This is a genomic window from Sinorhizobium sp. 6-70 (genome assembly GCF_030124375.1).
Classification (GTDB): domain Bacteria; phylum Pseudomonadota; class Alphaproteobacteria; order Rhizobiales; family Rhizobiaceae; genus Sinorhizobium.
In genome coordinates this window covers 23,937-49,587 of record NZ_JASKLS010000012.1, presented here as the reverse complement: position 1 = coordinate 49,587, position 25,651 = coordinate 23,937, and the positions used below count along the sequence as shown (strand labels likewise).

31 protein-coding genes are annotated in these 25,651 nt (G+C 59.9%); 27 read left to right on the top strand and 4 right to left on the bottom strand.

The annotated features are described in order from the left end of the window. The first annotated feature begins 8 nt into the window (after nucleotides 1–8). The 4 genes from QN222_RS21795 to QN222_RS21780 all read left to right on the top strand — a co-directional run bounded on the left by QN222_RS21795 (nucleotide 9) and on the right by QN222_RS21780 (nucleotide 2,877). Complete coding sequence (locus QN222_RS21795; protein ID WP_283962766.1) at nucleotides 9–1,085, top strand: hypothetical protein; 1,077 nt, start codon at nucleotides 9–11, stop codon at nucleotides 1,083–1,085. Nucleotides 1,086–1,284: 199 nt separating this feature from the next. Further along, nucleotides 1,285–1,620, top strand: coding sequence for a DUF6362 family protein (locus QN222_RS21790; protein ID WP_283962767.1), 336 nt, complete (start codon nucleotides 1,285–1,287; stop codon nucleotides 1,618–1,620). Nucleotides 1,621–1,848: 228 nt separating this feature from the next. Beyond that, complete coding sequence (locus QN222_RS21785; RefSeq protein WP_283962768.1) at nucleotides 1,849–2,355, top strand: hypothetical protein; 507 nt, start codon at nucleotides 1,849–1,851, stop codon at nucleotides 2,353–2,355. Between the two features lie 6 nt (nucleotides 2,356–2,361). After that, complete coding sequence (locus QN222_RS21780; RefSeq protein WP_283962769.1) at nucleotides 2,362–2,877, top strand: hypothetical protein; 516 nt, start codon at nucleotides 2,362–2,364, stop codon at nucleotides 2,875–2,877. On the opposite strand, the gene QN222_RS21775 is transcribed toward QN222_RS21780, so the two are convergent. Continuing rightward, a complete protein-coding gene (locus tag QN222_RS21775; RefSeq protein ID WP_283962770.1) occupies nucleotides 2,874–3,242 on the bottom strand; it encodes a hypothetical protein in 369 nt (122 codons plus the stop codon). The two genes, QN222_RS21780 and QN222_RS21775, sit on opposite strands and share 4 nt — an antisense overlap. Nucleotides 3,243–3,495: 253 nt before the next feature. Between QN222_RS21775 and QN222_RS21770 the strand changes: the two genes are divergently transcribed. From QN222_RS21770 to QN222_RS21760, 3 genes are read left to right on the top strand one after another with little or no spacing between them, the layout of a single operon-like run. Further along, on the top strand, nucleotides 3,496–3,903 hold the full coding sequence (locus tag QN222_RS21770) for a hypothetical protein (protein ID WP_283962771.1): 408 nt from the start codon (nucleotides 3,496–3,498) through the stop codon (nucleotides 3,901–3,903). Between the two features lie 6 nt (nucleotides 3,904–3,909). Beyond that, complete coding sequence (locus QN222_RS21765; protein ID WP_283962772.1) at nucleotides 3,910–5,100, top strand: hypothetical protein; 1,191 nt, start codon at nucleotides 3,910–3,912, stop codon at nucleotides 5,098–5,100. A gap of 13 nt (nucleotides 5,101–5,113) precedes the next feature. Then, on the top strand, nucleotides 5,114–5,398 hold the full coding sequence (locus QN222_RS21760) for a hypothetical protein (protein WP_283962773.1): 285 nt from the start codon (nucleotides 5,114–5,116) through the stop codon (nucleotides 5,396–5,398). 31 nt (nucleotides 5,399–5,429) lie between these two features. Here QN222_RS21760 and QN222_RS21755 read toward each other — a convergent pair whose 3' ends face one another. Next, complete coding sequence (locus QN222_RS21755) at nucleotides 5,430–5,696, bottom strand: hypothetical protein (RefSeq protein ID WP_283962774.1); 267 nt, start codon at nucleotides 5,694–5,696, stop codon at nucleotides 5,430–5,432. 341 nt (nucleotides 5,697–6,037) lie between these two features. Here QN222_RS21755 and QN222_RS21750 point away from each other — a divergent pair, with 341 nt between their 5' ends. From QN222_RS21750 to QN222_RS21675, 16 genes are all read left to right on the top strand, one after another. Further along, nucleotides 6,038–6,430, top strand: a complete 393-nt coding sequence (locus tag QN222_RS21750) for a hypothetical protein (protein WP_283962775.1) — start codon at nucleotides 6,038–6,040, stop codon at nucleotides 6,428–6,430. Next, a complete protein-coding gene (locus QN222_RS21745; RefSeq protein ID WP_283962776.1) occupies nucleotides 6,318–7,769 on the top strand; it encodes a terminase large subunit in 1,452 nt (483 codons plus the stop codon). The genes QN222_RS21750 and QN222_RS21745 overlap by 113 nt, the downstream gene beginning before the upstream one ends. Beyond that, complete coding sequence (locus QN222_RS21740) at nucleotides 7,769–9,826, top strand: phage portal protein (protein WP_283962777.1); 2,058 nt, start codon at nucleotides 7,769–7,771, stop codon at nucleotides 9,824–9,826. Before QN222_RS21745 ends, QN222_RS21740 begins: the two co-directional genes overlap by 1 nt. 130 nt (nucleotides 9,827–9,956) lie before the next feature. Beyond that, a complete protein-coding gene (locus QN222_RS21735) occupies nucleotides 9,957–10,196 on the top strand; it encodes a hypothetical protein (protein ID WP_283962778.1) in 240 nt (79 codons plus the stop codon). Nucleotides 10,197–10,229: 33 nt separating this feature from the next. Further along, nucleotides 10,230–11,198, top strand: coding sequence for a hypothetical protein (locus QN222_RS21730; RefSeq protein ID WP_283962779.1), 969 nt, complete (start codon nucleotides 10,230–10,232; stop codon nucleotides 11,196–11,198). Between the two features lie 24 nt (nucleotides 11,199–11,222). Beyond that, a complete protein-coding gene (locus QN222_RS21725; protein WP_283962780.1) occupies nucleotides 11,223–12,218 on the top strand; it encodes a DUF5309 domain-containing protein in 996 nt (331 codons plus the stop codon). A gap of 69 nt (nucleotides 12,219–12,287) precedes the next feature. Continuing rightward, the gene (locus QN222_RS21720; RefSeq protein ID WP_283962781.1) at nucleotides 12,288–12,464 is read left to right on the top strand and encodes a hypothetical protein; all 177 of its coding nucleotides are present in this window, start codon (nucleotides 12,288–12,290) and stop codon (nucleotides 12,462–12,464) included. Beyond that, complete coding sequence (locus QN222_RS21715; protein ID WP_283962782.1) at nucleotides 12,461–12,784, top strand: hypothetical protein; 324 nt, start codon at nucleotides 12,461–12,463, stop codon at nucleotides 12,782–12,784. Before QN222_RS21720 ends, QN222_RS21715 begins: the two co-directional genes overlap by 4 nt. Then, on the top strand, nucleotides 12,781–13,395 hold the full coding sequence (locus QN222_RS21710; RefSeq protein WP_283962783.1) for a hypothetical protein: 615 nt from the start codon (nucleotides 12,781–12,783) through the stop codon (nucleotides 13,393–13,395). The genes QN222_RS21715 and QN222_RS21710 overlap by 4 nt, the downstream gene beginning before the upstream one ends. Further along, on the top strand, nucleotides 13,392–13,991 hold the full coding sequence (locus QN222_RS21705; RefSeq protein WP_283962784.1) for a hypothetical protein: 600 nt from the start codon (nucleotides 13,392–13,394) through the stop codon (nucleotides 13,989–13,991). The genes QN222_RS21710 and QN222_RS21705 overlap by 4 nt, the downstream gene beginning before the upstream one ends. Beyond that, nucleotides 13,988–15,604: a hypothetical protein gene (locus tag QN222_RS21700; RefSeq protein ID WP_283962785.1), complete on the top strand. Its 1,617-nt coding sequence runs from the start codon at nucleotides 13,988–13,990 to the stop codon at nucleotides 15,602–15,604. Before QN222_RS21705 ends, QN222_RS21700 begins: the two co-directional genes overlap by 4 nt. After that, entirely contained in the window at nucleotides 15,604–16,065 is a 462-nt protein-coding gene (locus QN222_RS21695) for a hypothetical protein (protein WP_283962786.1), read from the top strand. Before QN222_RS21700 ends, QN222_RS21695 begins: the two co-directional genes overlap by 1 nt. 3 nt (nucleotides 16,066–16,068) lie before the next feature. Next, entirely contained in the window at nucleotides 16,069–17,415 is a 1,347-nt protein-coding gene (locus QN222_RS21690; RefSeq protein ID WP_283962787.1) for a tail fiber domain-containing protein, read from the top strand. Continuing rightward, nucleotides 17,412–17,663 (top strand): hypothetical protein, encoded by a 252-nt coding sequence (locus QN222_RS21685; RefSeq protein ID WP_283962788.1) that lies wholly within the window; start codon nucleotides 17,412–17,414, stop codon nucleotides 17,661–17,663. Before QN222_RS21690 ends, QN222_RS21685 begins: the two co-directional genes overlap by 4 nt. Further along, nucleotides 17,663–19,687, top strand: coding sequence for a hypothetical protein (locus tag QN222_RS21680; RefSeq protein ID WP_283962789.1), 2,025 nt, complete (start codon nucleotides 17,663–17,665; stop codon nucleotides 19,685–19,687). Before QN222_RS21685 ends, QN222_RS21680 begins: the two co-directional genes overlap by 1 nt. Beyond that, nucleotides 19,687–21,714, top strand: coding sequence for a hypothetical protein (locus QN222_RS21675; RefSeq protein ID WP_283962790.1), 2,028 nt, complete (start codon nucleotides 19,687–19,689; stop codon nucleotides 21,712–21,714). The genes QN222_RS21680 and QN222_RS21675 overlap by 1 nt, the downstream gene beginning before the upstream one ends. Nucleotides 21,715–21,982: 268 nt before the next feature. Here the strand turns inward: QN222_RS21675 and QN222_RS21670 are convergent, their stop codons facing one another. Both QN222_RS21670 and QN222_RS21665 read right to left on the bottom strand, forming a co-directional pair. Next, nucleotides 21,983–22,444 (bottom strand): hypothetical protein, encoded by a 462-nt coding sequence (locus tag QN222_RS21670; RefSeq protein ID WP_283962791.1) that lies wholly within the window; start codon nucleotides 22,442–22,444, stop codon nucleotides 21,983–21,985. A gap of 71 nt (nucleotides 22,445–22,515) precedes the next feature. After that, on the bottom strand, nucleotides 22,516–22,662 hold the full coding sequence (locus QN222_RS21665) for a hypothetical protein (protein ID WP_283962792.1): 147 nt from the start codon (nucleotides 22,660–22,662) through the stop codon (nucleotides 22,516–22,518). Nucleotides 22,663–22,753: 91 nt separating this feature from the next. On the opposite strand from QN222_RS21665, the gene QN222_RS21660 reads away from it, so the two are divergent. The 4 genes from QN222_RS21660 to QN222_RS21645 all read left to right on the top strand — a co-directional run bounded on the left by QN222_RS21660 (nucleotide 22,754) and on the right by QN222_RS21645 (nucleotide 25,649). After that, entirely contained in the window at nucleotides 22,754–23,842 is a 1,089-nt protein-coding gene (locus QN222_RS21660) for a hypothetical protein (RefSeq protein WP_283962793.1), read from the top strand. Next, on the top strand, nucleotides 23,842–24,333 hold the full coding sequence (locus tag QN222_RS21655; protein ID WP_283962794.1) for a hypothetical protein: 492 nt from the start codon (nucleotides 23,842–23,844) through the stop codon (nucleotides 24,331–24,333). Before QN222_RS21660 ends, QN222_RS21655 begins: the two co-directional genes overlap by 1 nt. A 258-nt stretch (nucleotides 24,334–24,591) precedes the next feature. After that, entirely contained in the window at nucleotides 24,592–25,302 is a 711-nt protein-coding gene (locus tag QN222_RS21650; RefSeq protein ID WP_283962795.1) for a peptidoglycan recognition family protein, read from the top strand. Between the two features lie 26 nt (nucleotides 25,303–25,328). Next, the gene (locus tag QN222_RS21645; RefSeq protein WP_283962796.1) at nucleotides 25,329–25,649 is read left to right on the top strand and encodes a cell wall anchor protein; all 321 of its coding nucleotides are present in this window, start codon (nucleotides 25,329–25,331) and stop codon (nucleotides 25,647–25,649) included. Nucleotides 25,650–25,651 lie beyond the last annotated feature (2 nt).

The following is a 25,651-nucleotide window of genomic DNA, read 5'->3' as shown; positions in this document are numbered from 1 at the left end:
AGTTCGCAATGCTAGAATTCGAATTGCCCTTTCATGCATGTTTCCCAGATCACCCGTCGCCCGAATTTATTCAGCGATGGCATGAACACATTGAGCAAACAGGATCTCCAGAAACCTTCGAAAAGGTGTCACGCACAAAGCCAAGCGCGACGGAGAATGTCCGGCTGCTCTCTGGTGAACTGTCAGTCCCCCTAGCCAAGCGTATTGAAAGCAGGTTGGTGCCTTGCCCTGTTTGCTCCCCAACTTCGGGGAAGTTCAAGGTCGGCCGAATGGCGTGGTTCCCGGACGAGCAGTGCGTGCGGTTCATTGGTCACGACTGCGCGGCTAAGCATTTCGGGGAGACCTACCGAGTTGCCGACAAACGGTACAAGTTTGAACAGAGCTGCTTGTTTTATCAGAGGATGTGGCAGCGCATGGAACATCGCGTTCCGGCGCTCGAGGCATATATCGATGAGCTAGAGCCCATCGCAAAAGCCGTCCAGTTCGTCAGGGAGTACCTCGACAAGAACGCTGCCGGGTTTGTTGCCTTCCTGTGGGAAGAACTCGCGCCTCAGAACGGTGCCGTCTACTTGAAAGAGGACATTGGATCACGAGATGGAAGGGGGCAACGCCTCTTCCAGGACGTACTGTTGGGCACGGTAGACGGATTGCCGTTCATCTCTCGAAACTTCCGGCCAGCAGAAACGCTTTCCGGCATCCGTTCTATTTGCCATGACCTACGCCGTCCCCTCCCCACTTGGAATTCTGAAGGTGGAGACGACGAGACAGCACAAGAGATCATCGATCGGGGCCGTCGTGTGGAATGGATGATGAAGACGCTCCGTTCGCTCGTCGTAAAGGTCAGTGAGGCTCGCGACTTCTTGCGGCCAACGTCGCTGGCACTCCTAGAGCGATGGGCAAAGAACGAACAGTCTCCGTTCAACTCCCTGGTGTTTAGGTGGGAAGGATCCGGCGTCAACCTGAGAGCTGAAACCTATCAAGGATCATTCTACTGCAACTTGGTCATTCCACGTGCCTTTCATGGGATTCCCATCCCCAACCCGCTTGATCCCGTCCTCGACCCGATTAGCTCGACGAAACTTTAGAAAGGATGTTCGATTGGCGCGAATTCGAAAGAAACGTGAGCAGCAACCAAAGATTGGCCGTGCGAAATTACCGGAAAACGCGTACTGGATGGTTGGCCGCCAGCGACTCGCGCCCCAGCCGCAGCGACGGCCAGCCCCTCGAGTCGTGTCAGACGCCAAGGTGCCGCGCTCTGAGGTCGAGGAGCGCGTTCTTCGAGCCATGAACACACTGCGCGTGTTGCCCGATAGTGAGCGCCGTTTTTTCATCGTTCGGTCTTCATTTCCTGACTACGTTCAAGAGGCTGTCACAGCTTACAGCGCAGATAACGATTATGAGCCTCGGTTCAGGCCAACGCCGTTTGATGTCTCGGATTGCCTGACTGCCTTGGCATGGTTGCGTCATCTCGACCGACCCGAATGGCGCATTATCTGGTGGCGGTCATTCGGCATGTCGTTCGGAATCATCGCAAAATACATTGGTCGCAGCGATGAGGCAGCTAGGAAGCGCTATGAGAACGCGATGACCGATGTTTGGATCGCCGCGAACAGAAAATGAAGGTATGTTCCGTTTGTTGCCAATTTTTTGGTTGGCAAACTTGGCATTTTCCTATATTTTCTTAGGTAAGATGCGTGATTTGCGAACATTCGAGAGGGCGGCGTTAGTCGCCCTTTTTAGTTTCTGCGCCATCGCAGAACACGCAAAGCCCACATTCGATAGGAGCGTTTGAAGTCCCCGGCGAATCTGTCACGATGCGCTCTCCAATGTATTGGGGAGCATCCGAGCATGGTCGATATGGGGCTTATCACTGGTGCCGTCACTACGCTTAAAACAGCAGTCGACATCGCCTCCAGTCTGAAAGAAATCAATGACCTTACCGTTATGCGGAACAAGGTTATCGAAATGCAGAACCTAATTATGAGCGCCCAAGGCACGGCGGTCGCTGCACAATCTCAGATGCTTCAGATGGTGCATGAAATTGCGGAGCTCAAAGCCCAGGTCGCAAAGGTCGAAGAATGGAAGGCCACCTCCGAGCGCTACCATCTAGTAGATTATGGCGGGAACACTTTAGCCTATGAACTGACGGAAAAGGCGGCCAACGGGGAGCCCATCCACCGACTTTGCCCGGTCTGCTTTGAACAACGGCGGCGCTCGATATTGCAGTTTAGGTTTAAGACCAATGCGGGCCAACAGAAGTATGCTTGCGTGCCGTGCGACAGGGAATTCGACTTTGGCCACAGACAATCGTCATCTGCTCCCGCTCACAGGACGATCTCTCAAGGCGGCTGGTAATAACAGATGCAGACGCCTGACACGGTTGGCGACGACGCTCAATTTTACAACGATCTCATCCACACCAACTCACTAGTTGTTGTGGTAAAAGCGACGATCCACATCGAGCAGGAAGTCATCAAACTGATCCACTCGGTGGTCTACGATGCCAACGCTTTCGACAAGATCGATTTGACGTACTTGCAGCGCATCCAACTCGCAATAGCTCTTGGATTGGAGCCCCGCTTCCTGAGGCCATTGAAAGCCTTGGGGGAAATCAGAAACAAGTTTGCGCACGTGCTTCGTCATGAGCTGAACAAAAACGACGTTGATGGCTTCTACGATGCTTTCGATCCGCTCGACAAGCAGGTGATCCAAGACACATATGCTCGCGTCAGGAAGTCTGACGTCATGAAGCTTCGCAAGCCAAAGAAAATCGCAGGATTGACACCGCTAGACCGGTTCGCTCTGTGCGCCACAACGTTGCGGGGTGCGCTGATCTCCGCACGCCGCGGCACTCATCTCCACGAACAGCATAGCTAAGCCGATGGCGTAAATCCGATACGGTAGACTTTCTCTCCAAGTTTGCGCATCGAAACGACCATGATCCCCATTTGAGTGTAGTGCTGTAGAAGTTGCACGGTATGCCCGTCAGCATCTTTGCCGGTAAATCGCAGAATGTCGGGGTTGGAGTATGCGATTGATCGAAGATGGAATGCTGGCGCGGACCCGCCGACTACATAAACACCGAGTTCCTCATCATCTGACAGGAGCTTCTCGTGGGCAGCGATCATGGCCATCAATCGGGAGTGCATAAACTCGGCGGGGTTGTTCTTTCGGCGAGCAACGGCATTCACCTCGCTTAGCATTCCGCTAAAGTCCGGCATTCTTGGCAAATTATCCGTCATCTTTGGGGCGACTCCTAGTTGGCGATCAAATCAACCAGATGCGACGAAGGCTTACAAGGGTGAGACCACGACGCAAAAACTCACCTTCCTTTACCCATCAGTAGCGATCTGTAGCCCCGTTGCCTCCCGGTAGCGGGGCTTTCGCGTTGAGGCGGATCGATGCCCAATCCCAACCCTCCCCGTGGGTGGATCGGCCCGTGGTTCTACGGAAAGCCGAAGCCGGGGAAGTAGTTTCACAAAGGAGATAACCGCAATGGGCCTGCAATATTCTGTCGCGGTGCGCAATGCCCAGCTTGACGCGTGGGAAGCCACGATCGGCACGTCTGCGATCCTGAAGATACGTACGGGTGCACAGCCGGCAGATGTCGCGACGGCCGACAGCGGCTCGGTTCTGGCGACCGTCAACCTCCCATCCGATTGGATGGCTGCAGCATCGGGCGGCACGAAGTCCAAGTCTGGCACCTGGGAGGACATTAGCGCTGACGCTACCGGCACGGCGGCACACTACCGCATCTATGCCTCGGACGGCGTTACCTGCCATGAGCAGGGCGCGGTGACCCTGACCGGCGGAGGCGGACAGTTGACGGTCGATAACGTGAGTTTCGCCGTCGGCCAGGCCTTCACGATCACGAGCTATACTAAAACGGCCGGCAACCAGTAAACGGCCATGGCGATCGGCACGCCTGTCCATCATGCAGCGGTTGCGAATGATGGCGCTACGGTCACGACAGCGAGCTTCACGCCGGCAGCGAACAGTCAACTTATCGCGTTTGCCACCGGGTATCGGAGCGCGGCGTTTACCGGCAAGCCGGCGATCACGGACAGCGTTGGACTGACCTGGACTGAAGTCGGTTCCGTTCAGTGGAACCCCGCTGCGGGCTCCAGGGACGTTCATTACGCGCTGTACAGGTCTTCCAGTGTCGGCGGATCTCCGGCAGCAATGACGGTCACGGCGACGGCGACGAGCGGCAACGAAGTGTCGCTTTCGGTTGACGCCGTAACCGGCGCATCGAACGTTTTCAGCAACTTCGATACAGCAGAAAGCGAGACCGGCGACCCCGCATTCACGCTGCCTGCGGCGCTCAGCAGCGGCTCCGCGGTCATGATATGGGCGGCGGCAGTGCAAGGGAACAACTCGTTCGCTCAGCCCGCCGCTTACACCGAAACATTTGACCTGACGACCTCCACTCCGGGTGGAGACGATTTTCGGCACATGATGTGCTACGACCTGACGCCTGCCAACGTCAGCGAGACCGTCAACAGCAACAATGCGCTCGCCTTCGGCTTCATCCTTGAATTGAAGGAGGCAGCGGCCGGCGGGGGCATCGTCGGTTCTGCCTCGATTACCGAAGCCGGAGACACGATTTCCGCCGCAGCGACATTGGCTCTCCGCGCCTCGCTCGCTGCGACGGAAGCAGGCGACAGTGTCTCAGCCTCGGCAAAACTCGAGCTCTCTGGCGTGGCGTCCATGACCGAGGCAGACGACAGCCTTTCGGCGACCGGATCGATCGCAAGCAACTCGCGCACCGGTGCGGCATCGATCACTGAAGCGGACGACGCGCTCGCCAGCCCGGCGACGCTCGCAATCAAGGCTGCCGCGGCCATAACGGAGAGCGACGACACACTCTCTGCCGCGGCCGGCATCCTGATTGTCGGAAGCAGCGCGATTATAGAAGCCGACGATACTGTCGTCGCTCGGGCTGTCCCGATCCTGGTTACGAGCCCGCAAGAACGCACGGTATCGGTCGCCGCAGAGGAGCGAACGGTCGCGGTCCTTGCCGAGATCCGAACGGCCTCGGTGAGTGCAGAAACAAGATCGGTCGCTGTTCGGTCTGAAAATCGACTGGCTGCAGCATAAAGAGGGTAGCGACATGGCTTTGACCTGGCCCGCGTTAAAGGACCCTGACGAGGTCAAAGATTACAGCCTCAACTGGGCTGCTCTGCTGGGCGCGTCCGACACAATCACGAGCTCGACCTGGACGATCGATGATGGCGATGGCCTCACGATCGACAGCGACAGCAACAACAGCACCGCAACCACGGTCTGGCTCTCATCGGGAACGGCCGGAACGAATTACAGTCTCGTCAATCGGATCGTGACGGCCGGAGGCAGGACGTTTGACCAGACGGTCAGGCTGAAGGTCAGGGCAAAGTAGGCTTGACGTAGATCCAGGAGCCAGCGTCGGATTAGTCTGCATGAACTAAGGGTGGTGTCGAATGCAGTGCACTCCCAATTTTCTCCAACATCGCTTTCAAGGGGCGACGGCCGCGTGACTTTCCGCCGAGGTAATTGGCGATCGGGCCCTCTTCCCAGTCGATTTCATTGCCCCGGTGGCTTGTGCGGTATTTTCGCACTCTGAGTTCGCCGGTTTCGGTGTTGAAGAGCAGCGCGTGAGACAGATAGTTCCCATGTGGCAGCCCTTTTCGAAAGAATTCTCTTTCGACAATTGCCATGTTTTACCTCTTCCGATTTTGGGAGCTTTTCGTCGCCCCTCGGTGTTTTGCGTCGCTTCAATTTGCTGCGGGGATGGGCAGTCCCGGTCTTCCTCCCTGGCACACGGGGCATTTGCGCTGGAAAAAGTCGGAACCATTCGCGCCGTAGACATAGCTGCAGGATTCGCCGTCCCGCGGTTCCAGGCATTCGAGTATCCAGATGCGTTGGTTGTGGTCGTTGCCCGTGTACTCGGTCTTTTCGGTCAGACGCTGGTTGTTGCGGTTCACGTCACCGATTTTAGATTTAGACAGCATGCTCTCGTTCGACCCCTCCAAGACTTTGACGGGACTTTGACACAACCATGGCGAAAGCAAAACTCTCCGAAGAGGTGAAGCCCGAGAAGGACGAGAAGACCGGCCGCTTCTTACCGGGGAATAGCGGATTCGGTGGCAGACCGAAAGGCGCGCGCTCGAAGCTGGGCGAACTCTTCCTCGAAGACATGCTCGCCGCTTGGGAGAGCCGCGGTGCCGCTGCAATACAGCAGGTCATCGAGAATCGCCCGCAAGACTTCCTCAAGGTCGTCGCCTCCCTGATGCCGAAGGACCTGAATGTCAACATCAACCAGATTGGCGAGATGACTGATGAGCAGCTTCTCGACCGCATCCGCAAGCTCGACGCCACCATCCAACCTTTCCTCTCTGCTCATGGAGAGGATGGAAATAGCGATGGAGATAGAGCGACGACAGCGCACTAACCTGCTGAAGTTCTATCGGCCGTACGCAAAGCAGGTCGAGTTTCACAAGGCCGGCGCGGCATATCGCGAGCGCTTGTTTATGGCCGGCAATCAGCTCGGTAAGACGCTGTCAGGCGCTGCTGAGGCCGCGATGCACCTGACCGGACAGTATCCGGACTGGTGGCCGGGTCGCCGCTGGGGCCGCGCAATCACGATGCTCGCAGGCTCGGAATCGTACGAGCTGACCAGGGACGGTGTGCAGCGCCTCATGGTGGGGCCGCCTCTCAGCGAAGAGGATTGGGGCACTGGCTATATTCCGAAGACCGCAATTGCCGACACCACGCGTCGCGCTGGCGTGTCTGGCACGCTCGATAGCGTTACGGTTCGGCATGTCTCTGGTGGACTGTCGACGCTGCTCTTCAAGGCATACGAGCAGGGTCGTGGTAAGTGGCAGGCAAACACGGTTGATTATGTCTGGTTCGACGAAGAGCCGCCCGAGGACGTCTATCTAGAGGGCATTACGCGAACCAACGCGACGCAAGGCTCGATCGCGGTCACGTTTACCCCTCTGAAGGGTATGAGCACGGTCGTCGCTCGCTTCATCATGCCTGGCGACGATCCAGGCGCCAAATACCGTACGGTCGTGACGATGACGATCGACGACGCGGAACATTACTCGCCGGAGGAGCGCGAAAAGATCATTTCGGCTTACCCGGCGCACGAGCGGGAAGCCCGCACGAAGGGTGTGCCGTCCCTTGGTTCTGGCCGAATCTTCCCGGTTTCGGAAGAGAGCATCACGGTCGCACCGTTCGAGATCCCGAAGCATTGGGTGCAGATCGGCGGCCTCGACTTCGGTTGGGATCACCCCTTTGGGGCTGCTGGTTGCGCCTGGGATCGGGACGCGGACGTGTTCTATGTCACGAAGGTTTATCGCGAGCGGGAAGCAACGCCGATCATTCACTCGGCTGCTCTGAAGCCTTGGGGTGCCTGGCTGCCGTGGTCATGGCCTCACGATGGTTTGCAGCACGACAAGGGCTCGGGCGAGCAACTGGCGACACAGTATCGGGCGCAGGGCCTGAACATGCTGCCTGAGCGCGCGACGTTCGATGACGGCACCAACGGCGTTGAGGCTGGGCTGTCCGACATGCTGCAGCGAATGCAGACCGGGCGGTGGAAGGTCTTTTCGACCTGCTCGGACTGGTTTGAGGAATTCCGGCTCTATCACCGGAAAGACGGCAAGGTCGTGAAAGAGCGCGACGACGTGATTTCAGCATCTCGATACGCACTGATGATGAAGCGGTTCGCCAAGGTGAAGGCTGACGCCGCCGCATGGAAATTCACTGATCGGAAGGTTGTTTGATGGCTGCGATGTCGAAACAGCAGGTTGCTGCCCAGGTCTCGCAGCTCGTGAAGGATTGCGAGAACTACCGGGACGAGCTTTCCGTCGACCGCATCAAGGCGATGGAATACTACGACGGCGAGATGAAGGACACGCCGGCCGATCCGAACCGGTCGAAGGTGGTTTCCCGCGACGTCCGCTCCGCCATCAAGAAGGTTCTGCCTTCGCTCATTCGCACGATCCTCGGCAATGACAAGGTCGTCGAATACGAGCCGATGAATGAAGGCGATGAAGCCGGAGCGGAACAGGCGACCGACTACATCAACTATGTCGTGTTCCCGGAGAGCGATGGCTATGACGCGGTGCAGGATGCCGCGCACGATGCTCTAAAGCTCCGCAACGGCGTGATCCGCTGGTGGTACGACAAGAAGCGCTCGGTTCAGGTCTCGACCCACACCGGCCTTGATGAGGCGGCGCTGGTCCAGCTGGTCGCCGACGATGATGTCGAGGTGCTGGAGCAGGAATCCTACCAGGATCAGATCGACACGCCGCAGGGGCCGGTGCCGGTCACCCTCTACAACGTCAAGATCAGGCGCACCGCGGAATATGGCTGCTCGAAGCTGGCGGCGGTCCCGCTCGAGGAGTTCCTGATCCACCCCGACGCCATCTCGATCGACGACAGCCCGATCACGGGCCTGAAGACGCGGATCCGCCGCTCCGATCTGGTCGCAATGGGTTATGACCGGAACAAGGTCTACAGCTTTGCGGCGGCTGGCTCGGACAAGGAAGAGGAGACGGAGCAGGACACCCGCCGGCGCGAAGTTTTTGACGGCAACGACGCCATCGTCAAAGCGCTGCAGGAAGTCGATTACTACGAACTCTATGTGAAGATCGACAAAGACGATGACGGTATCGCCGAATTGCGCCGCATGTGCTTCGCCGGCGGCCTGGCAGAAACCAATCTGCTCGACGATGAGGAAACCGACGAGGTTCCCTTTGCCGATCTGATCGTCGAGCGCCGCCCGCATCAGCGCGAAGGCAATTCCGTCACCGACGACATGGCCGAGATCCAGCGCGTCAAGACGGTCCTGATGCGTCAGACGCTCGACAACCTCTACTGGCAGAACAATCAGCAGCCGATCGTGCAAGAGGGCGTGATTGTGAACCCGGAGGCGGTGTTGAACCCGAAGTTCGGGCAGCCGATTCGGGTCACTCAGTCAACCGACGTTCGCGGTGCCGTCGGCTTCAGCACTGTTCCGTTTGTCGCGCAGCAGTCTTTCGGAATGCTGGCTTATATGGATCAGGAGGCTACCGATCGGACCGGTATTTCGGATGCGTCGAGCGGCATGGCGCCGGATGCGTTGCAGAACATGACGGCCAAGGCCTCGGCGATGATCGAGCAAGCGGGCATCGGCCAGACCGAGTTGATGGTCCGCACCTTCTCCCAGGGCCTCAAGCGGGTGTTCAAGGGGCTTCTTCGGCTCGTCATCAAGCACCAGGACAAGCCGCGCACGGTGCGTCTGCGTGGTCAGTGGGTGACGTTCGATCCGCGGCAATGGAATGCGGACATGGACGCCACGGTCAACACCGGCCTCGGTGCTGGCACGCGCGAGCGCGACATGATGATGATGCAGGTCGTTGGCGCGCAGCAGGAGAAGCTGCTGGCTGCCTACGGACCGATGGATAATCCGTTCGTGTCGATCGACAACATCTGGAATTCCGTCTCGCGCGGTGTCGAGGCGGCCGGCCTTCGGACCCCGGACCTGTATTTCACCAAGCCGACGCCAGAGCAGATCCAGAAAATGCAGCAGGCGCAGGCGAACAAGCCGAATCCTGTAATGCAGAAGGTGCAGATCCAGGCGCAGGCGGACATGGCAAAGGCCAAGCTCGACGCCGAGAACGAGCGCCGGAAGATGGAAATCGACCGCGAAACGAAGCTCGCCGAAATCCAGCAGCAGACGGCGCTGAAGAAGTACCAGATTGATCAAGAGTTGGAGCTCAAGCGGCAGACCAACGCGGTACAGATGCTCACGCGCGGTCCGGTGCCCGACGTGAACGTCGGTGGAGATCCGGGATGACATATACGCTTTGGAGACAAGGTGTTTGGGACAAATACCCGAGCGCCGACATTCGCATCGTGAGCAACTCTCAGGGGATCATCGGCGCTGACGCATATGTCGATGGCGTGAAAGTCTCGGAGTGGCGCCCATGAGGCAGGAAGACAAGACTGCCGCCGCACGCGTGCTGCTCGACATGCCTCTCTTCCATCTGCTGATGGACGAGCTCGAAGCAGCAGCCGTCAACGGCTGCATCAACGCCAAGATCACCGATCACGAGACCCGCGCCGCCTTTGCGGCCGAAGCGCGGGCAATCCGAAATCTCAAAGGCAAGATCAAGTTCCTCGCTGAGGGGCAATCCTCTGCCGATGGGAAGGCAGCCCCGGCATAGCGCCGCGGCCAAACCTCAAAAGGCAAGCACGACATGACAGACGCAGCCACCAACTCCCCGTTCGTCGGGGAGAGTGATAGCGGTCGACCCGCACTCACCATCGACGACGCCGCGAACCTCGACTTTGCCGAGTCCACCGAGACCAACGAGCAGGAAGAGGAAGAGCAGCAATCGACGAATGCGACGGGTGAGGCCACCGAAGATGAGGGCCAAGAGACCGACGATCCCGCAACCGAAGGCGACGAGTCTACCGAATCCGAAGAGGGTGAGGAGACCAACGAAGCTCAGGAAGCCATCATTACCCTGAAAGGCGGCGAGCAGGTTCCACTCGAGGAACTGAAGAAGGGGTATCTGCGGGAGAGCGATTACCGCCGCAAAACTCAGGAGCTCGGCAACAAGCGCGGGGCTATTGAGGCCATGACAACCCGCGTCGCCAACACGGCGAACGCCATCGCGCAATTCCTGATCGAACAGCTACCGGCGGAGCCGAACTATTCGATGGCGATCCAGAATCCCAACGAATACACCCGGCAGAAGGCGGTTTACGATGCGGCCTTGGCTCGCGTGCACCAGATCATCAACCTGGGCGGCGAACCGCAGAAGGTCGCAGGCGAACTCAGCCAGGCCACGTCCGAGGAAACTCTGGCGGCCGAAAACTCCAAGCTGCTCGAAGCCTTCCCGCATCTCTCCAAGGACGAGGCCCGCGAGAAGTTCTTTGCCGACGCATTCAAGGCCGGCGAAGACTTCGGGTTCTCAACCGAGGAGATGCAGCAGTTCACCGACCACCGTTATTTCAAGGTCATCCACTACGCCATGCTCGGTCTCAATGCCGAACAGGCGAAGAACAAGGCATTGAAGAAGGTGGCGAATGCTCCCCCGGCAGCCGTCAAGGCCAAGCCGAACGGCGCTGTGAACCCGACGGCACGGAAGAACCAGGAAGCGATGAAGAGGTTGGCAAAAACCGGGTCGATCAAGGACGCAATGTCGATCGACTTCGACTAACCCCATCTTCGAAGGACCAGAACCATGGCAGCTCTCGCCAATACCTTCCTGACCACGAGCGCCGTTGGCAATCGTGAAGAACTCTCCGACGTGGTGTCGCGCATCACGCCGGAAGACACCCCGATCTATTCGCTGATCGAAAAGGGCAAGGCCGTTTCCATTCACCCCGAATGGGAAACGGACGAGCTCGCAGCGCCGGCAGCGAACATCAAGACTGAAGGTGACGAATATTCGTTCGGCGCCATCACCCCGCCCGAGCGCATGGGTAACTACACCCAGATCATGCGCAAGGACTGGATCATCTCCGGCACGCAGGAAGTCGTTTCCGAAGCGGGCAATGTCCAGAAGCGGAAATACCAGAAGCTGAAGAAGGGCGTCGAGATCCGAAAGGACGTTGAATTCGCCATCATCGACACGAACGCTTCTGTAGCCGGTGCGACGCGCGAATTCGGCTCGCTCAACACCTGGATCGAGACCAACGTCTCTCGCGGCGCAACCGGCGCCAACGGCGGCTTTGATTCCGGTACGGGCCTCACCGTCGCCCCGACCAACGGCACGCAGCGCGCATTCTCCAAGTCCATTCTGGATACGGTGATGCAGCTCGGCTACCAGAGCGGCGCCAACTTCCGCCACGTCTCGGTGTCGCCGTACGTCAAGAGCGTGTTCGTCACGTTCATGTCGGACAGCAACGTTGCTCCGTTCCGCTATGCTGTTTCGAAGGGCGGCGAGCGCAACACAATCGTCGCGACGGCCGACTATTACGAAGGCCCGTTCGGCACGGTGATGATCCACCCGAACCGCGTTCAAGCGGCCGGTGCCGGCCAGGCTCGAAACGCCTTCTTCATCGATCCCGACATGCTTGAATTCCTCTGGCTCCGCAAGATCCAGGAAGACAAGGATGTCGCGAAGACGGGTGACGCCGACAAGGGCGTTATCATCGGGGAAGGCACGCTGAAGGTGAAAAACGAAAAAGGTCTCGGCGTCGCTGCCGACCTCTTCGGCCTCACCTCTTCGACCTGATCGACGACGATCAAACCACCATAAGGGGCGGGCTTTTGCTCGCCTCTTCCCGTTTCAGGAGACAGGACAATGGCAGAATCCAAAGAGAAGACGACGCCGGTCAAGTTGCTTTACGACGTGTGGGCATCCGACGACCAGCGTGTTCCACGGGGTACCGTTCTCGACCTTCCCGTCAGTGCGGCGAAGGAACTCATTGCGCAGGGCAAGGCCGAGCGCGCCGATCCGCTTCCCGGAGAGAGCGCATGATCATTCGTGATGGCGCGTGGACGCTCTACGACCACGACATCATGACTGGCCGGTCAGTCTGGCATCTGTTCGACGGGGAGAAGGACGTGTTCCGCGTCGACTACCCCGTCGACAATCTCATCAGCGAGAACCAGTCCGTGCGCAACAGCGCCGAGAAGGCTTGGCGCGGCGATTGGCACCGCGTCGCCTCGATCCCGCTCAATGTCGCTTACGATTCCGGCCTCGTGCAGGCCCACTCCGAAGGCGACGACCGTTTCGTCAAACGCTTCCTCAACAACAGCGACAACCGCGCCTGGCGGACGAAGGAAGGCAATCTATGACCATTTCGGACTACGCGTCCCTCATGGTGGACGCTGGCGAGTATGCAGGTCGCGATGACTTCGCGCACGTCTACCCGCGCCTGCTCGGTTTGGCAGAGCTAAAGTTGAACCGTGGGCTGCGTGTCGCCGACATGGAAGTGACCGACGAAATCGCGCTGATCGATGGTGAAGGCTCACTGCCGTCCGATTTCCTTGAGGCGCGCGAGGTCAAGAACGCATCAGGCATCCCCATTCGTGCCATCTCGCTGCAGCAGTTGACTGACAGTTATATGGATCGCAGCGGCATCCCGGCCGGCTATGCCATCGTTGGGAGCACCATCAAGGTTAGACCTGTCTCCGACCAGGATTTGACGGTCACCTATTACGGCAAGATTCCGGCCCTCACGCCGTCGTATCCGACCAATTGGCTGCTGCAGAAGGCGGCAGATGTTTACCTTTACGCACTCGTCACTGAAATCGCCATTTGGGAAGTGGGCAAAGGCGAGGGGAGTGCTGACAAGGTACAGGCAGCACAGCAGCTTATGACGCTGGCAATCAGCGGTCTCACCATTGGTGATGAGCGCACCCGATGGGGCAACGCTCAAGTGATTGTCGGAGGCCCGACCCCATGACGCTTTTGACCGCCGTCAACGAGGTTTGCGACGTTGTTTCGCTGGACCGCTTCTCGACTGTCTACGGCTCGACCGATCCGAATGCACAGACGATGCTGACCATGGCAAACGAGGCAGGTCAGGAGATCGCCCGCCGCGCGGACTGGCAGAAGATGCTGAAGACGCTCACGGCTACGGCATCGCCCGAAAATTTCCCGAGCAATTTTCAGCGCCTCACTCCGGGCGGATCTGTTCGCAAGTCGGATGGCACCTTCGTTCGTCCCGTCACGAATAGCGGCCAATGGGCTGTCATCGTTGGCGTTCCTTCCACCACGCCGTATTTCTTCATGAAGGGCGGGCAATTCCTGTTCTCGCCGGTCTCTGCCGCTGTAAGCGCCGTCATCGACTACGTGTCGAAGAACTGGATTATCAACGTATCCACGGAGAAGGCAGAATTCTCCGCAGACGACGACACCACGCTCTTCCCCGAACGGCTGCTGGTGAAGGGCATAATCTGGCGCTGGAAGCGGCAAAAAGGCCTGTCGTTCGAAGACAACCTTGCAGAGTTCGAAGCTGACCTGACACAGGAAATCAACGCCGATCGGGGTGCAGCATGACGATTCAGCCGCGCCCCGGCCGCGTCGGTCAGACCAATCGCGGGCCTGTTGCTGTTGGCAAGCAGCAGACATCGCAACCGGTGACGTTCCCGGCCCCGAAGGGTGGGCTTGTAACGACGCGCGACATGGCATCGCAAGAGCCTGGAACCGCGTCAGTCCTGCGCAACTTCTTCCCGACCCTGACTGGCTGCCGTATTCGTGGCGGCTCGCAGAGGACCGGACTTGCAGCCGATGGCACCGACCTTCTCAGCGCCTTCAAATACAAGTACGGCGCTGCGGAAAAGATGTTCATGGCGTCGGCTACGGCCATCTACGACATGACATCGCCGGCCGCGCCTCCGACCACGACCGCGGCGGATGTCAGCGGCATGAGCGGTGGCGACTGGTGCGCCTTCCAGCATACGAACGCCGGCACGTCCTATCTCGTCTGCCTCAACGGCGCCAATGACCGGCAGCTTTACAACGGCACGACCTGGACAACCTCACCGGCCATCACCTTCAGCGACAGCACGACCATGCCGCAGCTCAATTGCGGCTGGCTGTTCAAGAACCGCGAATTCTTCCTGAAAAACGGGACGCTAGACGCCTACTACCTGGCAGTGAATGCCGTCGGCGGCGCTGCATCGCTCTTCCCGCTTGGCGGCGTCATGAAGAAGGGCGGATCGCTTCTCACCGGCTTCTCGTGGTCGCTCGAAAGCGGCGACGGCCTCAACGACATGTGCGTGTTTGTGTCGACCGAGGGCGAGATTGCCGTCTATGCCGGCGATGATCCGTCGAGCGCCTCGTCCTTCGCCCTCAAGGGCGTCTATCAGATTGGCAAGCCACTCGGCAAAAACGCCTGGATCAGGGCAGGGGGCGATATTCTCATTGCCACGACCGACGGTCTCACACCGATGTCGCAGGTGTTCCAGCGGGACCGGCAAGCGCTGTCGCTCGTTTCGGCATCACGACCCATCGAGGATGATTGGCGCAAGGCGGCGAATGCCACCGGGACCGGTTGGACGCTGAAGCAGTGGCCGGAGCAGAATCTGGTCTTCGTGGCGTTCCCGGAAAACAGCGTTGTCACCGACACGACGTTCGTCCTGAACGTGCTCACCGGCAAGTGGGCGACGGTCACGAACTGGAAAGCGCTTTGCTACGACACACTGCAAGGCGGACTCTTCTTTGGCTCGCTTGACGGCTATGTCTGGCAGGGCGACACGACGGGAACCGATGACGGCTTGACCTTCTCGGCGACCTATCTCTCGCAGTTCTCTCCGGCGGGGCAGTTCGGTCAACGCGCGAACGCGACGCTCGCCCACATGTATTTCCGGGCGAAGACAAAGCCCAAAGTTCGGCTGTTCGCTCGGGCGGATTACGACAAGTCGACGCCAAGCTTCAACGCGGCCACCGAGGGCGATGCGGCTTCATCCGAGTGGGACGTAGGCCTCTGGGACGTGGCGATCTGGGACGGCGTGTCCGAGGTCAATCGATACGACTTCCGGCAGAACGTCCGGGCGAGTGGGGACATGCTCGCCGTCGGCTGCGTCATCACTTCCGGCGGCGATTTCAAGCTGGATCTCGAGGTCGATCTCGCCACCGTTCAGGTTTCGGTCGGGGAGGCGAGCGCCTGATGCTTCCGAACGATCATGAGAAGGTACGTGCGGCGCTGTTGCGCTGGACCCGCGGTGACGAGGCGGCGGCCGATTTCCTTGAGGAGATTGCAGAGATTGCCCGTCTTGCCGACGACATCGTGGACGAGGAGGCGAACCGGCAACGCAACGTCTGCTGGCTGCTCACCCGGACCCTGACGCATCTGCCGCTGAACCCGTTTTTTATCCGCCATGCTCCGACACTGGCGCCGCTGATGAACAACGTCATTGTCCAGTGGCAGTTGAGCGATGAATGGCGGTCATCACGAGATGCGCTGAAGCGGCAATTCGGATTCGTGATGCGGGAGGCGGTCGGATCGATCGTCACCGCGGTTGCTGGAATCGTCGGCGGCTACGACCATGCCAAGGACGCGACGGAAGACTTTTTCGAACTCTGCCATGCCGGCTCGCGAGAGACCGTAGAAGAATGGATGAAGGATTGAGATATGGGCCTTTACGGTAGCGCGCCGGAATCTCCGGACCCGAAGGAAACGGCTTCTGCCCAGACCGCGACGAACATCGGGACCGCCGTTGCCAATAATGTCATGGGCAACGTCAACCAGGTCACGCCCGACGGGTCGCTCAAATACACCTACACGACGCAGAAATGGACCGACCCGCTCAGCGGCAAGGTCTACGATCTGCAGGTGCCTACCGCGACGCAGACGCTTTCGCCCGACCAGCAGGCGATCAAGGACCAGACCGACGCCGCCGAACTGAACATGGCGACGCTTGCCAACACACAGTCTGGCAAGCTCAACGACCTCCTTGGCAAGCCGATGGATTTCTCCAAGGCTCCGGCCGCAGGAGACCCGTCGAAGATCGGCCTTCCACAGTACCAGCAGTTCGGGAGCGGCCCGAACCTGCAAACCAGCGTCGGCAACGCGGGCGACATCACGAAGTCCTACGACATCGATTTCGACACGACGAAATACGAAGACGCGCTGATGGCGCGCCTCAATCCGCAGCTGGAGCGCGACAGGGCAGCCCTGGAAACGCGGCTCGTCAACCAGGGACTTCAGCCGGGGTCCGAGGCCTACAATCGGGCGATCGACGAGGCGAGCCGCACGTCCAACGACGCCCGCATCGCAGCGGTGCTGAACGCCGGACAGGAGCAGAGCCGACTTGCCGGCCTCGCTCGCGACCAGGCGACATTCCAGAACTCGGCGCAGCAGCAGCAGTTCGGCCAGAACCTTGCATCGGCCGGCTTTGGCAACGACGCCAAGCAGCAGATGTTCCAGAATAACCAGTCGACGACGGCTGCCAACAACGCTCTGAAGGATCAGAGTTTCAATGCGCAGCAGGCCAAGTTCAATCTGCAGAACCAGGCGCGCTCGCAGTATCTCAACGAGCAGTACGCCCAGCGCAACCAGCCGATCAACGAAATCATCGGCCTCATGTCCGGGGCGCAGGTCAACAACCCGCAGTTCGTGCCGACACAGTCCAACCCCATGCCGACGGTCGATTATGCCGGCCTCGTCCAGCAGGACTATGCGAACAGGATGGGCGCCTACAACACACAGCAGGCCAATATGCAGAGCATGTTAGGCGGCATGCTTGGCTTCGGCGGACAGCTTGCAAGTCTGTCGGACAGGCGGGCGAAGAAGGACATCAAGAAGGTCGGCGGCCTCTACTCGTATCGCTACAAGGGTGAAGGCAAGAGCGCTCCCAGGCGCATTGGCGTGATGGCGCAGGAGGTGGAGAAGGTCCGCCCCGACGCCGTTGTCAAAGGCGCTGACGGACTTCGGCGCGTGAATTATGGCGCCCTCTTCAATGCAGGGAGGCGCAAATGATCGGCTTTACCGGCTATGGCGCAAAACCCACGCGTGAAGAACTGGCCAAGCGGCTCCAGGCCCAGATCATGGGGCAGCCCCTACCTCAGACGATCGGCGGCGGCATGGGCATGCTCGGGGCTGGTCTCGCTGCAAACCTCGCCAAGCGCAATGCCGCATTTCCGACCACTCCGGGCGGCGGGCAGCCGTCAATGATGACCGGCCTGGCTAACTTCTTCTCTGGCTCCCGCAATGGAGGTCTTTACTGATGGCCTATTCGTTCCTGTTTGGCGGCGATACCGGAGAGACCCCGGCTTCCATCAAACGCAAGCGCGACCTTGCGATGGCAATCATGGGCGGATCGGCTGCTCCGCGGAACATCGGGGAAGGCTTGAATGCTCTCGGCTCCGGTATCGTGGCCGGCGTTATGAACCGCAGGGCAGACAAGTCTGAGAAGACTGGCAGGGACAGCGCCAACAGCGCGTTCCAAGGTATCGTGAACAACATCACCGGCCAGGCACCGAACGTCAGCGCATCGAGCATTCTTTCCACTGGCGTGAAGCCGGCGAGCGGCAATGCCTCGGGCGGCTCTGGCTCCTATCGCGACGCCATCGCCTCGATCGAGAGTGCAGGCAGCGGCGACTATTCCGCCGTTGGCCCGACGCATCCGAAGATGGGCCGCGCGCTCGGGCGCTATGGCATCATGGAGGCCAATGTCGGCCCTTGGTCGCGCGAAATCCTCGGCCGAGAGGTTTCGGCTGATGAGTTCATGGCGAACCCGAAAATTCAAGACGCCATTTTCGACGGCAAGTTCAACAGCTACGTGCAGAAGTACGGTCCGGAAGGCGCCGCGCAGGCATGGCTTGGCGGCGAGGGTGGCGTCGGCAAAGTCGACCGCAAGGATTCCCTTGGAACATCGATTGGCGATTATGGGCGCCGTTTTATGAGCCAGATCGGACCGCAGGAAGTCGCCAGCCTAGATCCGTCTATCGGAATGCCGCCGCAGACGGCCGGCGACGCTGTGAACGCAATGGCGGGCGCATCTGCCAATGCAGGAAACGGGGCACGCGTCCTGGCCTCTCCCTTTGCCCCTCCGTCTCTGTCGGACGAGGTAGCCGAGTTCGAAAAGACGCCAGAGTATGCTGCACGCTTCCCAGGTCAAAACGTGGGTGTAAACGCTCAGCCGCAGCAGTCAGCTCCGCCTCTCGCACCTCCGGTAGAGGTAGCATCTCCCGCGGTGCCGCCGAACGCGCCTGCCGTGGGCCAGCGTCAGCAGGTCGCCCAGGCGCAGCAGATGCAGCCGCAGGCGCCGCAAGGCCCCGACCAGATGACGCTCCTGCAGGCTCTCAGCAACCCGTGGCTGTCGGAGGAGCAGCGTGTCGTTCTCCAGACGCTCTATCAGCAGCAGGTGCAGCAGGCAGAAGCGCAGCGCGAGGCATTGGCCCGACGCCAGCAGGCGGAATACGAGGCGCAGTTGAAGCAGGCAGACCCTGCATACCAACTCGGCCTGCAAAAGACACGGCAGGAAGTCGAGAGCCTGAAGACGCCCGAATACCAGACGCTCACCCCCGAGGAGCGCAAGGCGCTTGGCATTCCCGACACTGACCAACGCGTCTATCAGCGCTCGCGCGGCGGCAAGATCGATGCAGTCGGCGGCGCGGGCCAGACGATCAACGTCGGCAACGAAGTCGAGGCGCGTAAGGCCGCGGCTGCACAGGTAGGTTTGACTCCTGATCACCCCGCCTATCAGGGCTTCATTCTCACCGGCAAGCTTCCGCGCGAGGATGCGCAGGCCCTTACGGCGACCGACAAGAAGGCGATCCTCGAGGCCGATGAGATGGTAGCCGCCAACGAAAACGCCCTCAAGGCTCTCGAAACGGCAAAGGGCCTCTCCGGCAAGGCCAACGCCGGCTGGTTCTCCGGCACGCGCGCATCGATCGGCAACAATCTTCCGGATTGGATGGTCCCGGACTTCGTCTCGTCGCCGGAGAGCTCCGAAGCCACGACGAATTTTGACAATGCCGTCATCGGGCAAGCCCTCACGTCCCTGAAAACCATCTTCGGCGGCAACCCGACGGAAGGCGAGCGCAAGATCCTCCTCGACCTGCAGGGCTCATCGAGCCTGCCCAAAGGGGTGAGAGGTCAAATCCTCGATCGGGCGATTGAGATGGCGAACCGGCGGCTTGAGTTCAACCGCGAGCGCGCGGCAAGCCTCCGCGGCGGCGATTACTACAAGCCGGGCGGCGGCAAGGCGAAGACGAATATCGGCGGCTACACGATCGAGGAAGAGTGATGCCAACATTCAAGATCACCGGCCCTGACGGGAAGACATATCGGGTTAGCGGCGAGAACGCCGAAGGCGCCTTCCAGGCTCTTCAGCAGCACCTCGGTGCCTCCGCGCAGCCGGAAGGAGAGGGTCAAGCGTCGATCGACCTCCGCAAGGAGATGTCGGATGCGACGCAGAATTTCGGTAGCCGCAATGACGGCTTTGGCCGGAATGTCGACAGCTTCATGCGAGGTGCGGCCGATACGATGACCTTCGGCCTTGCTGATGAACTCACAGCTGCTGGTGGCGCTCTAACGGGTGTTGGCGGTGAGTTCGGCGAATATGGCCGCAATCTCCGGCGCGAGCGCATCATACAGGACCAGCGCGACCAGCAGGACAAGGTTGCATCACTCGCAGGGAAAATCATGGGCGCCGTCGGCGGCGGTGTGGGCTTGGCGAAGAATGGCCTGTCTGCAACGACGAACGCGATCAAGGCTGGCAAGGGCTTGGCCGGTGTCACCAAAGCCTCAGCCATGGAAGGTGCGATTCTCGGTGGAGCTCAGGGGTTTGGCAGTGGGGAAGGAGTGGAAGACAGGCTCTACAATGCCGGGGTAAGCGGCTTCATTGGAGCTGGTATCGGTGGAGCCCTTCCGAGCGTTACAACGGCCGCCTCGGGAGCGGTCAAAGGCGCCATCGCTCCCTTAGTCGCCCCGTTCCGGCCGGCGCAGTACACCGACAAGGCACTCGCCACCTATCTCCGCCGCTCGGGAAAGACGCCGGAGCAGATTGCCGGAATCATGCGCTCCGCTGTCGATGACGGGCAGCGGATGTACACCCTTGCCGATGCGATGGGGAATGCGGGGCAGCGTGCACTGGTGCCGGTCACCAGAACGCCGAACGATGCCCGCCAGGAAGTGACAGATTTTCTCGTCCGCCGTCAGCTTGGCCAGCCTCAGCGATTGGCTAACGCCTTGGCTGAAGGTTTCGACGCTCCGCAGACCTCGGATAAGGTCAGCCGTGCCTTGACGAGCGCCCGTGACATCGAAGCCAATCAGCTTTACACGGCGGCCCGCCGAAATGCTGGTCCCGTCAATGTGACACCCATCCTCGAGAGGATCGATGAGACACTTTCTCCCGGCGTCAACCGCGTTGCAAATCCTCGGGACAATATCGGCTATGACACGATCGAGGGTTCACTCGCCCGCGTGCGGAAGATGATCTCAGACGGCAACTCGCAGGTGACGGACTTCAACACGCTGTTCCGGGCAAAGCTCGATCTCGACGATATGATCGCCAGGGCGGACGCGCAGGGCGCCGGCAACCGCGCACACTACCTGACACAGGTAAAGCGAGAGGTTGATCGTGCGCTCGAAGACGCTTCCCCGGCTTATCGGAGTGCGAATGACACATTCGCTACCCGCAGCCGTGTAATCGACAGCGTCGCCGAGGGGCAGGCCGCCAAGTCCGGCCGGGTGCGCTCTGAAGATAGCATTGAAGCTTTCGAGCGCCTGACACCGGATCAGCAGCAGGCTTATCGCGTTGGCTACGTCGACCCCATCATTGCCGACATCGAGAGCCACGCAATGGGCCCGGCCACAAATCGCGCCCGAGCGTTGACGACCCCGAAGTACGAGCAGGAATTTCAGGCTTTCGCGGCGCCTGGCCGAGCGGAGCAGCTCGGTAACCGCATCGGCCGCGAGAACCGCATGTTCGAGACATCGAATGCCGCTCTCGGCAACAGCCGCACCGCCGACAACCTCGGCGACATCGACGACATGGCGAACTTTGATCCGGCCGTTCTGACAAATCTGCTCACCGGCAATTGGAAGCAGGCCGCGCTAACAGGCGTTCGCCAAGCCTTCAATGCCGGAAAGGGTCTGCCGCCGCGTGTTGTCGAGCGTGTTGGCCGGTCTCTGATGGAAACCGATCCTGATCAAGCGCTATCGATGCTGGGTAGGGTCAGTCAAGGCCAGGCGAACCGCGATCGGCTTCGCGCGCTTATCTTGTCGAGCATTTTGCAGGGATCGAACGCGGGCGTAGCGCGCCTACCATAGGTGCTTAAAGCGGACCGACGCCCAGAGCATCAACGCCCCTCCGGTGACAAGCCCCACAAGAAGGGATCGCCAATCAAAAGGAACGAAATACAGATACCAAGCCCATCCCAACGCCAGGATTACGAAGAACATCCGAAAGCTTTCCGGCCGGCGGTCGATCTTCGGTTCGCTGGGGTCGTGCTCAATGGTGTGGCGTGCGCTCATTGCTACAACATAGAAGAGTGACGCGGTTGGCGCAATCGGGCAGCTTGCGCCACTCTCACTGTGTTCAGCTTATGGGCGTCTTCTTCTTTTTCGGTTTCGACGCGGCTAACACTTGTGCGGCGTCGATCGCGCTCGCCGGCACGTTAGGAGCCTTGAACATCGCGACGATAACGGACGTTTGCGAGGTCGGAATATTAATCGGCTGGCCGCCTGTGTACGTGGTGTTAGCGTATGCAGTGTTGCCGTAGACGTTGACGGTGGTGTTGCCGTAAACAGGTGTGTGTCCGGCGTAGATCGATGAATTCTGTGTGCCGGCTTGCTGAATGATGTAGTGGGTATAACCCTTCGCAAGGGTCGATTCAGCTATGCGTTGTTGGAGCTGACCCTTGGCCATAGCCATCGAGATCAGACCCTGGGCGTCCACGTCGATTTTGTAGACGTTGTTGGAGAGCGCCATTTCGCTCTGGCTGACACAACCGGACACGCAGATAGAGGCGGCCAAAGCCGCAACGATTTGAAGTTTCATGATTTCCCCCAGCAAGATTGAGGGAATGAAGCAAATCGCTGCAGGGTTGTCGAGATGCCGCGCGCGGCGCTTCAATCGTTATCAACAGCAGGCGGCAAATACCCGTTGCCGACCAGCCAATCATGCAGGATCCGGCGCACTGCTTCATCTCGGTCGACGCCATACTCCGCCATGAAAAGCTGGATACCGCGCTCCTCGTCGTCGTTCAGATCAATCATAGTTCGCCCCATAGTTGCCAAGGCGATCAAACCGAAATTCCGATCACATGACAAGGCTCCCGGCGCGGACCTTTTTCTATGGAGAATGCCAATGCCAAGAACTGGTGGCGTTTACAGCCCTCCTGCCGGCACGAAAGGCGTGTCTGGCAATACGATCCAGAGCGTGCCTTACAACGCCTTCGTTGACGACCTGACGGCGGACGCCAACGCGGCTCGCCCGATCACGGCTGGAGGTACTGGTGCTACGACGGCGAGCGGCGCGCGCACGGCACTCGGAGCCCAGACGGCCCACGCTGCGCTCACATCGATCTCCGGCCTGACTACTTCGGCCGACAAGCTTCCATACACGACCGCGGCTGACACTTACGCGGTCACCACGCTGACGGCTTTTGGCAGGTCGTTGATTGATGACGCAGACGCGACGACAGCAAGGGCGACCCTCGGGCTCACGATTGGGACCAATGTTCAGGCCTATGATGTCGGCCTCGCTTCGATCGCAGGGCTGACGACTGCGGCCGATCGCATGATTTACACGACCGCGCTTGATACCTATGCGGTCGCGACCCTGACTACGTTCGCTCGCACTCTGCTCGACGACGCTGACGCAGCGACTGCGCGAGCGACGCTTGGGTTGACGATCGGCACCAATGTGCAGGCGTTCGACACCGGCCTCAATGCAATCGCAGCAATGGCCGTCACGAACGGCAACTTCATTGTCGGCAATGGCACGACTTGGGTAGCAGAAAGCGGGGCAACGGCGCGGGCCTCGATGGGTGTCCCGGCCACGACACTCACACTCACCGCTGGCAACGGCCTAACCGGTGGCGGCGATCTGTCCGCGGCCCGGACGTTCACGCTCGGAACACCTTCCGACATCACCAACTCGTCGACGAACTCAGTCACCACGACCAGCCATGCCCACGCGCTGGGTTTTATCGCGGCCGAAGTGTCCACGACGACGAGCGCGAACACGACGAGCTTCCCATTGGGGCACGTTGTCTTTTGCTACACAGCCAACACGGCCGCGCGCAATGGGCTGATCGCACCATGTCTCCATGCGTCGGTGAATTATCAGTATCTCTATGACGGCCATGCGAGCGCCAGTACCGCACTGGCCGGGACATGGCGGTCACGCGGTAGCGATAACGAGGCTTGGGCCGTTCTGCAAAGGGTAGCGTGATGACAATATCGACAGGGAACCTCACTCTGAACTCAGTTTCAGAAATCCGCAGGACGAAAGAGGCCGACGTCTTCGCCGTCTCGTGCAACATCACCGACATGGAAGGCGAGACATACGATGCCGTCTCGTTTGTCCGGCCCGATGATCCATTCGGCTTGAACCCGGTGCTACGGCAATGGATGACCGATAATCCGGACTTCCCCGTCGGTGATTATATCCCGCCGACGCCTGAGGAGATCCGAGCCGGGATGCCGCCACTCACGGCGCGACAACTCCGTCTCGGTCTAATCAACAATGGGTTCACATTGGCCCAGGTTGGCGCCGTCATCGAGGCAATGCCTGACGGTCCTGACAAAGAAACTGCCCGGATCGAATGGGAATTCGCCACAAACTTCAACCGCATGCACCCGCTCATTGCCTCTGTCGGGTCGGCGCTCGGCCTGACTGACATCCAGATCGATACGATGTGGACGGCAGCCGTTAACCTCTAACCCGCTTGGCCTTGTGCTTTCGGAATGCGCAGTGGAAAGTCGCCGGATTCGACCTACGACTCGCAAGCGAGGCCCAGCGTGATCGGCGGGATTGCCAGGCCTCTAACCACCACGCCCCTGCGCGAGGCGGCTGAGTAAAGCTAACCACGACCGTAGACTGGCCGCCATTCGCTCAATGGATTTAGGCCGCTCTTGCACCCGGCGATTCCGTTGGCTGCCGATCGTTCGGACCATTTTTCCACACAACAAAGGTGAACCATGGACAAGACCGTGCAGTTTCTGCAGCGGCGATTGATCGCGCTCGGATTCCCGCTGCCGAAGCATGGGGCGGATGGAGCGCCGGGAGGCGAGACGATCACCGCCATGAATTCGGCGCTCGACGAGTTGGAAAGCCGAAGAGGACCAACGGGAAGCGGGCCGCCGCTCACGCTTCCCCAAGTGTCTCCGAACCCCATCGTGCCCGTCGACTGGATGCCGTCGGCAAAGATGGAGCGGATCATCTGCCACTGGACGGCCGGTGCTCACAAAGCCAGCGAGTTCGACCGGAGCCACTATCACATCCTCATTGAGGACGACGGCAAGATCGTCCGCGGCATCCCCTCGATTAACCTCAACGAGGCGCCAGCGAGGGAGGGCTATGCGGCTCATACGCTCAACTGCAACTCCGGCTCCATCGGCGTCTCGCTGTGCTGCATGGGTGGCTCCCATGAGCAGCCGTTCGATCCTGGAAAGTATCCGATGACCCAGAAGCAGTGGGGCGCTCTTACCAGCGTCGTTGCCGACCTTTGCCGGCGCTACGGCATCAACATCACCGACAAGACGGTGCTCTCGCATGCGGAAGTCCAGAACAATCTGGGCATCCAACAAAGGGGCAAGTGGGATTTCACCCGCCTTGCTTTCGACCCGTCGATCGTTGGCGCGAAGGCCTGCGGCGACAAACTGCGCGCGGAAGCCTCCGCGAAACTCTGACCTTTCCAACATCAAGGGAAACAACCATGCGTTCACTGATCTTCGCATCAGCGGCGGCGCTCGCGCTGTCCGCTTGCACCACCACCGGCTCGATCGATTCGGCCATCCAGAAGAATCTACCGCAGATCTGCTCGGCCGCGGCAACCGCGCACTCGGCATTCCTCATCGTCGCGAGCACCGGGGACATCAAGCAACGCACCGTCGCCAAGGAAGCCGCCGCCTGGTCGGCGCTCGACGTCGTCTGCAAGGACCCCGGCAGCGTCACTGCGGCGACCGCACTCGTGAAGGCCGCCGAGGCCTATGCAGCAATCACGCTCGCCCTGCGCGAAGCCAAGGCAGCGGAATAAGG

Excerpts from the sequence above, each read along its gene's own strand:
- QN222_RS21770 (WP_283962771.1), top strand. The coding sequence starts at position 3,496 with ATGGGCCTGCAATATTCTGTCGCGGTGCGCAATGCCCAGCTTGACGCG.
- QN222_RS21665 (WP_283962792.1), bottom strand. The coding sequence starts at position 22,662 with ATGATTGATCTGAACGACGACGAGGAGCGCGGTATCCAGCTTTTCATG.
- QN222_RS21660 (WP_283962793.1), top strand. The coding sequence starts at position 22,754 with ATGCCAAGAACTGGTGGCGTTTACAGCCCTCCTGCCGGCACGAAAGGC.
- QN222_RS21790 (WP_283962767.1), top strand. The coding sequence starts at position 1,285 with ATGAACACACTGCGCGTGTTGCCCGATAGTGAGCGCCGTTTTTTCATC.
- QN222_RS21715 (WP_283962782.1), top strand. The coding sequence starts at position 12,461 with ATGATCATTCGTGATGGCGCGTGGACGCTCTACGACCACGACATCATG.
- QN222_RS21685 (WP_283962788.1), top strand. The coding sequence starts at position 17,412 with ATGATCGGCTTTACCGGCTATGGCGCAAAACCCACGCGTGAAGAACTG.
- QN222_RS21645 (WP_283962796.1), top strand. The coding sequence starts at position 25,329 with ATGCGTTCACTGATCTTCGCATCAGCGGCGGCGCTCGCGCTGTCCGCT.
- QN222_RS21720 (WP_283962781.1), top strand. The coding sequence starts at position 12,288 with ATGGCAGAATCCAAAGAGAAGACGACGCCGGTCAAGTTGCTTTACGAC.
- QN222_RS21765 (WP_283962772.1), top strand. The coding sequence starts at position 3,910 with ATGGCGATCGGCACGCCTGTCCATCATGCAGCGGTTGCGAATGATGGC.
- QN222_RS21670 (WP_283962791.1), bottom strand. The coding sequence starts at position 22,444 with ATGAAACTTCAAATCGTTGCGGCTTTGGCCGCCTCTATCTGCGTGTCC.
- QN222_RS21760 (WP_283962773.1), top strand. The coding sequence starts at position 5,114 with ATGGCTTTGACCTGGCCCGCGTTAAAGGACCCTGACGAGGTCAAAGAT.
- QN222_RS21730 (WP_283962779.1), top strand. The coding sequence starts at position 10,230 with ATGACAGACGCAGCCACCAACTCCCCGTTCGTCGGGGAGAGTGATAGC.
- QN222_RS21695 (WP_283962786.1), top strand. The coding sequence starts at position 15,604 with ATGCTTCCGAACGATCATGAGAAGGTACGTGCGGCGCTGTTGCGCTGG.
- QN222_RS21725 (WP_283962780.1), top strand. The coding sequence starts at position 11,223 with ATGGCAGCTCTCGCCAATACCTTCCTGACCACGAGCGCCGTTGGCAAT.
- QN222_RS21680 (WP_283962789.1), top strand. The coding sequence starts at position 17,663 with ATGGCCTATTCGTTCCTGTTTGGCGGCGATACCGGAGAGACCCCGGCT.
- QN222_RS21650 (WP_283962795.1), top strand. The coding sequence starts at position 24,592 with ATGGACAAGACCGTGCAGTTTCTGCAGCGGCGATTGATCGCGCTCGGA.
- QN222_RS21710 (WP_283962783.1), top strand. The coding sequence starts at position 12,781 with ATGACCATTTCGGACTACGCGTCCCTCATGGTGGACGCTGGCGAGTAT.
- QN222_RS21750 (WP_283962775.1), top strand. The coding sequence starts at position 6,038 with ATGGCGAAAGCAAAACTCTCCGAAGAGGTGAAGCCCGAGAAGGACGAG.
- QN222_RS21690 (WP_283962787.1), top strand. The coding sequence starts at position 16,069 with ATGGGCCTTTACGGTAGCGCGCCGGAATCTCCGGACCCGAAGGAAACG.
- QN222_RS21655 (WP_283962794.1), top strand. The coding sequence starts at position 23,842 with ATGACAATATCGACAGGGAACCTCACTCTGAACTCAGTTTCAGAAATC.
- QN222_RS21775 (WP_283962770.1), bottom strand. The coding sequence starts at position 3,242 with ATGACGGATAATTTGCCAAGAATGCCGGACTTTAGCGGAATGCTAAGC.
- QN222_RS21705 (WP_283962784.1), top strand. The coding sequence starts at position 13,392 with ATGACGCTTTTGACCGCCGTCAACGAGGTTTGCGACGTTGTTTCGCTG.
- QN222_RS21780 (WP_283962769.1), top strand. The coding sequence starts at position 2,362 with ATGCAGACGCCTGACACGGTTGGCGACGACGCTCAATTTTACAACGAT.
- QN222_RS21785 (WP_283962768.1), top strand. The coding sequence starts at position 1,849 with ATGGTCGATATGGGGCTTATCACTGGTGCCGTCACTACGCTTAAAACA.
- QN222_RS21735 (WP_283962778.1), top strand. The coding sequence starts at position 9,957 with ATGAGGCAGGAAGACAAGACTGCCGCCGCACGCGTGCTGCTCGACATG.
- QN222_RS21745 (WP_283962776.1), top strand. The coding sequence starts at position 6,318 with ATGAGCAGCTTCTCGACCGCATCCGCAAGCTCGACGCCACCATCCAAC.
- QN222_RS21675 (WP_283962790.1), top strand. The coding sequence starts at position 19,687 with ATGCCAACATTCAAGATCACCGGCCCTGACGGGAAGACATATCGGGTT.
- QN222_RS21795 (WP_283962766.1), top strand. The coding sequence starts at position 9 with ATGCTAGAATTCGAATTGCCCTTTCATGCATGTTTCCCAGATCACCCG.
- QN222_RS21755 (WP_283962774.1), bottom strand. The coding sequence starts at position 5,696 with ATGGCAATTGTCGAAAGAGAATTCTTTCGAAAAGGGCTGCCACATGGG.
- QN222_RS21740 (WP_283962777.1), top strand. The coding sequence starts at position 7,769 with ATGGCTGCGATGTCGAAACAGCAGGTTGCTGCCCAGGTCTCGCAGCTC.
- QN222_RS21700 (WP_283962785.1), top strand. The coding sequence starts at position 13,988 with ATGACGATTCAGCCGCGCCCCGGCCGCGTCGGTCAGACCAATCGCGGG.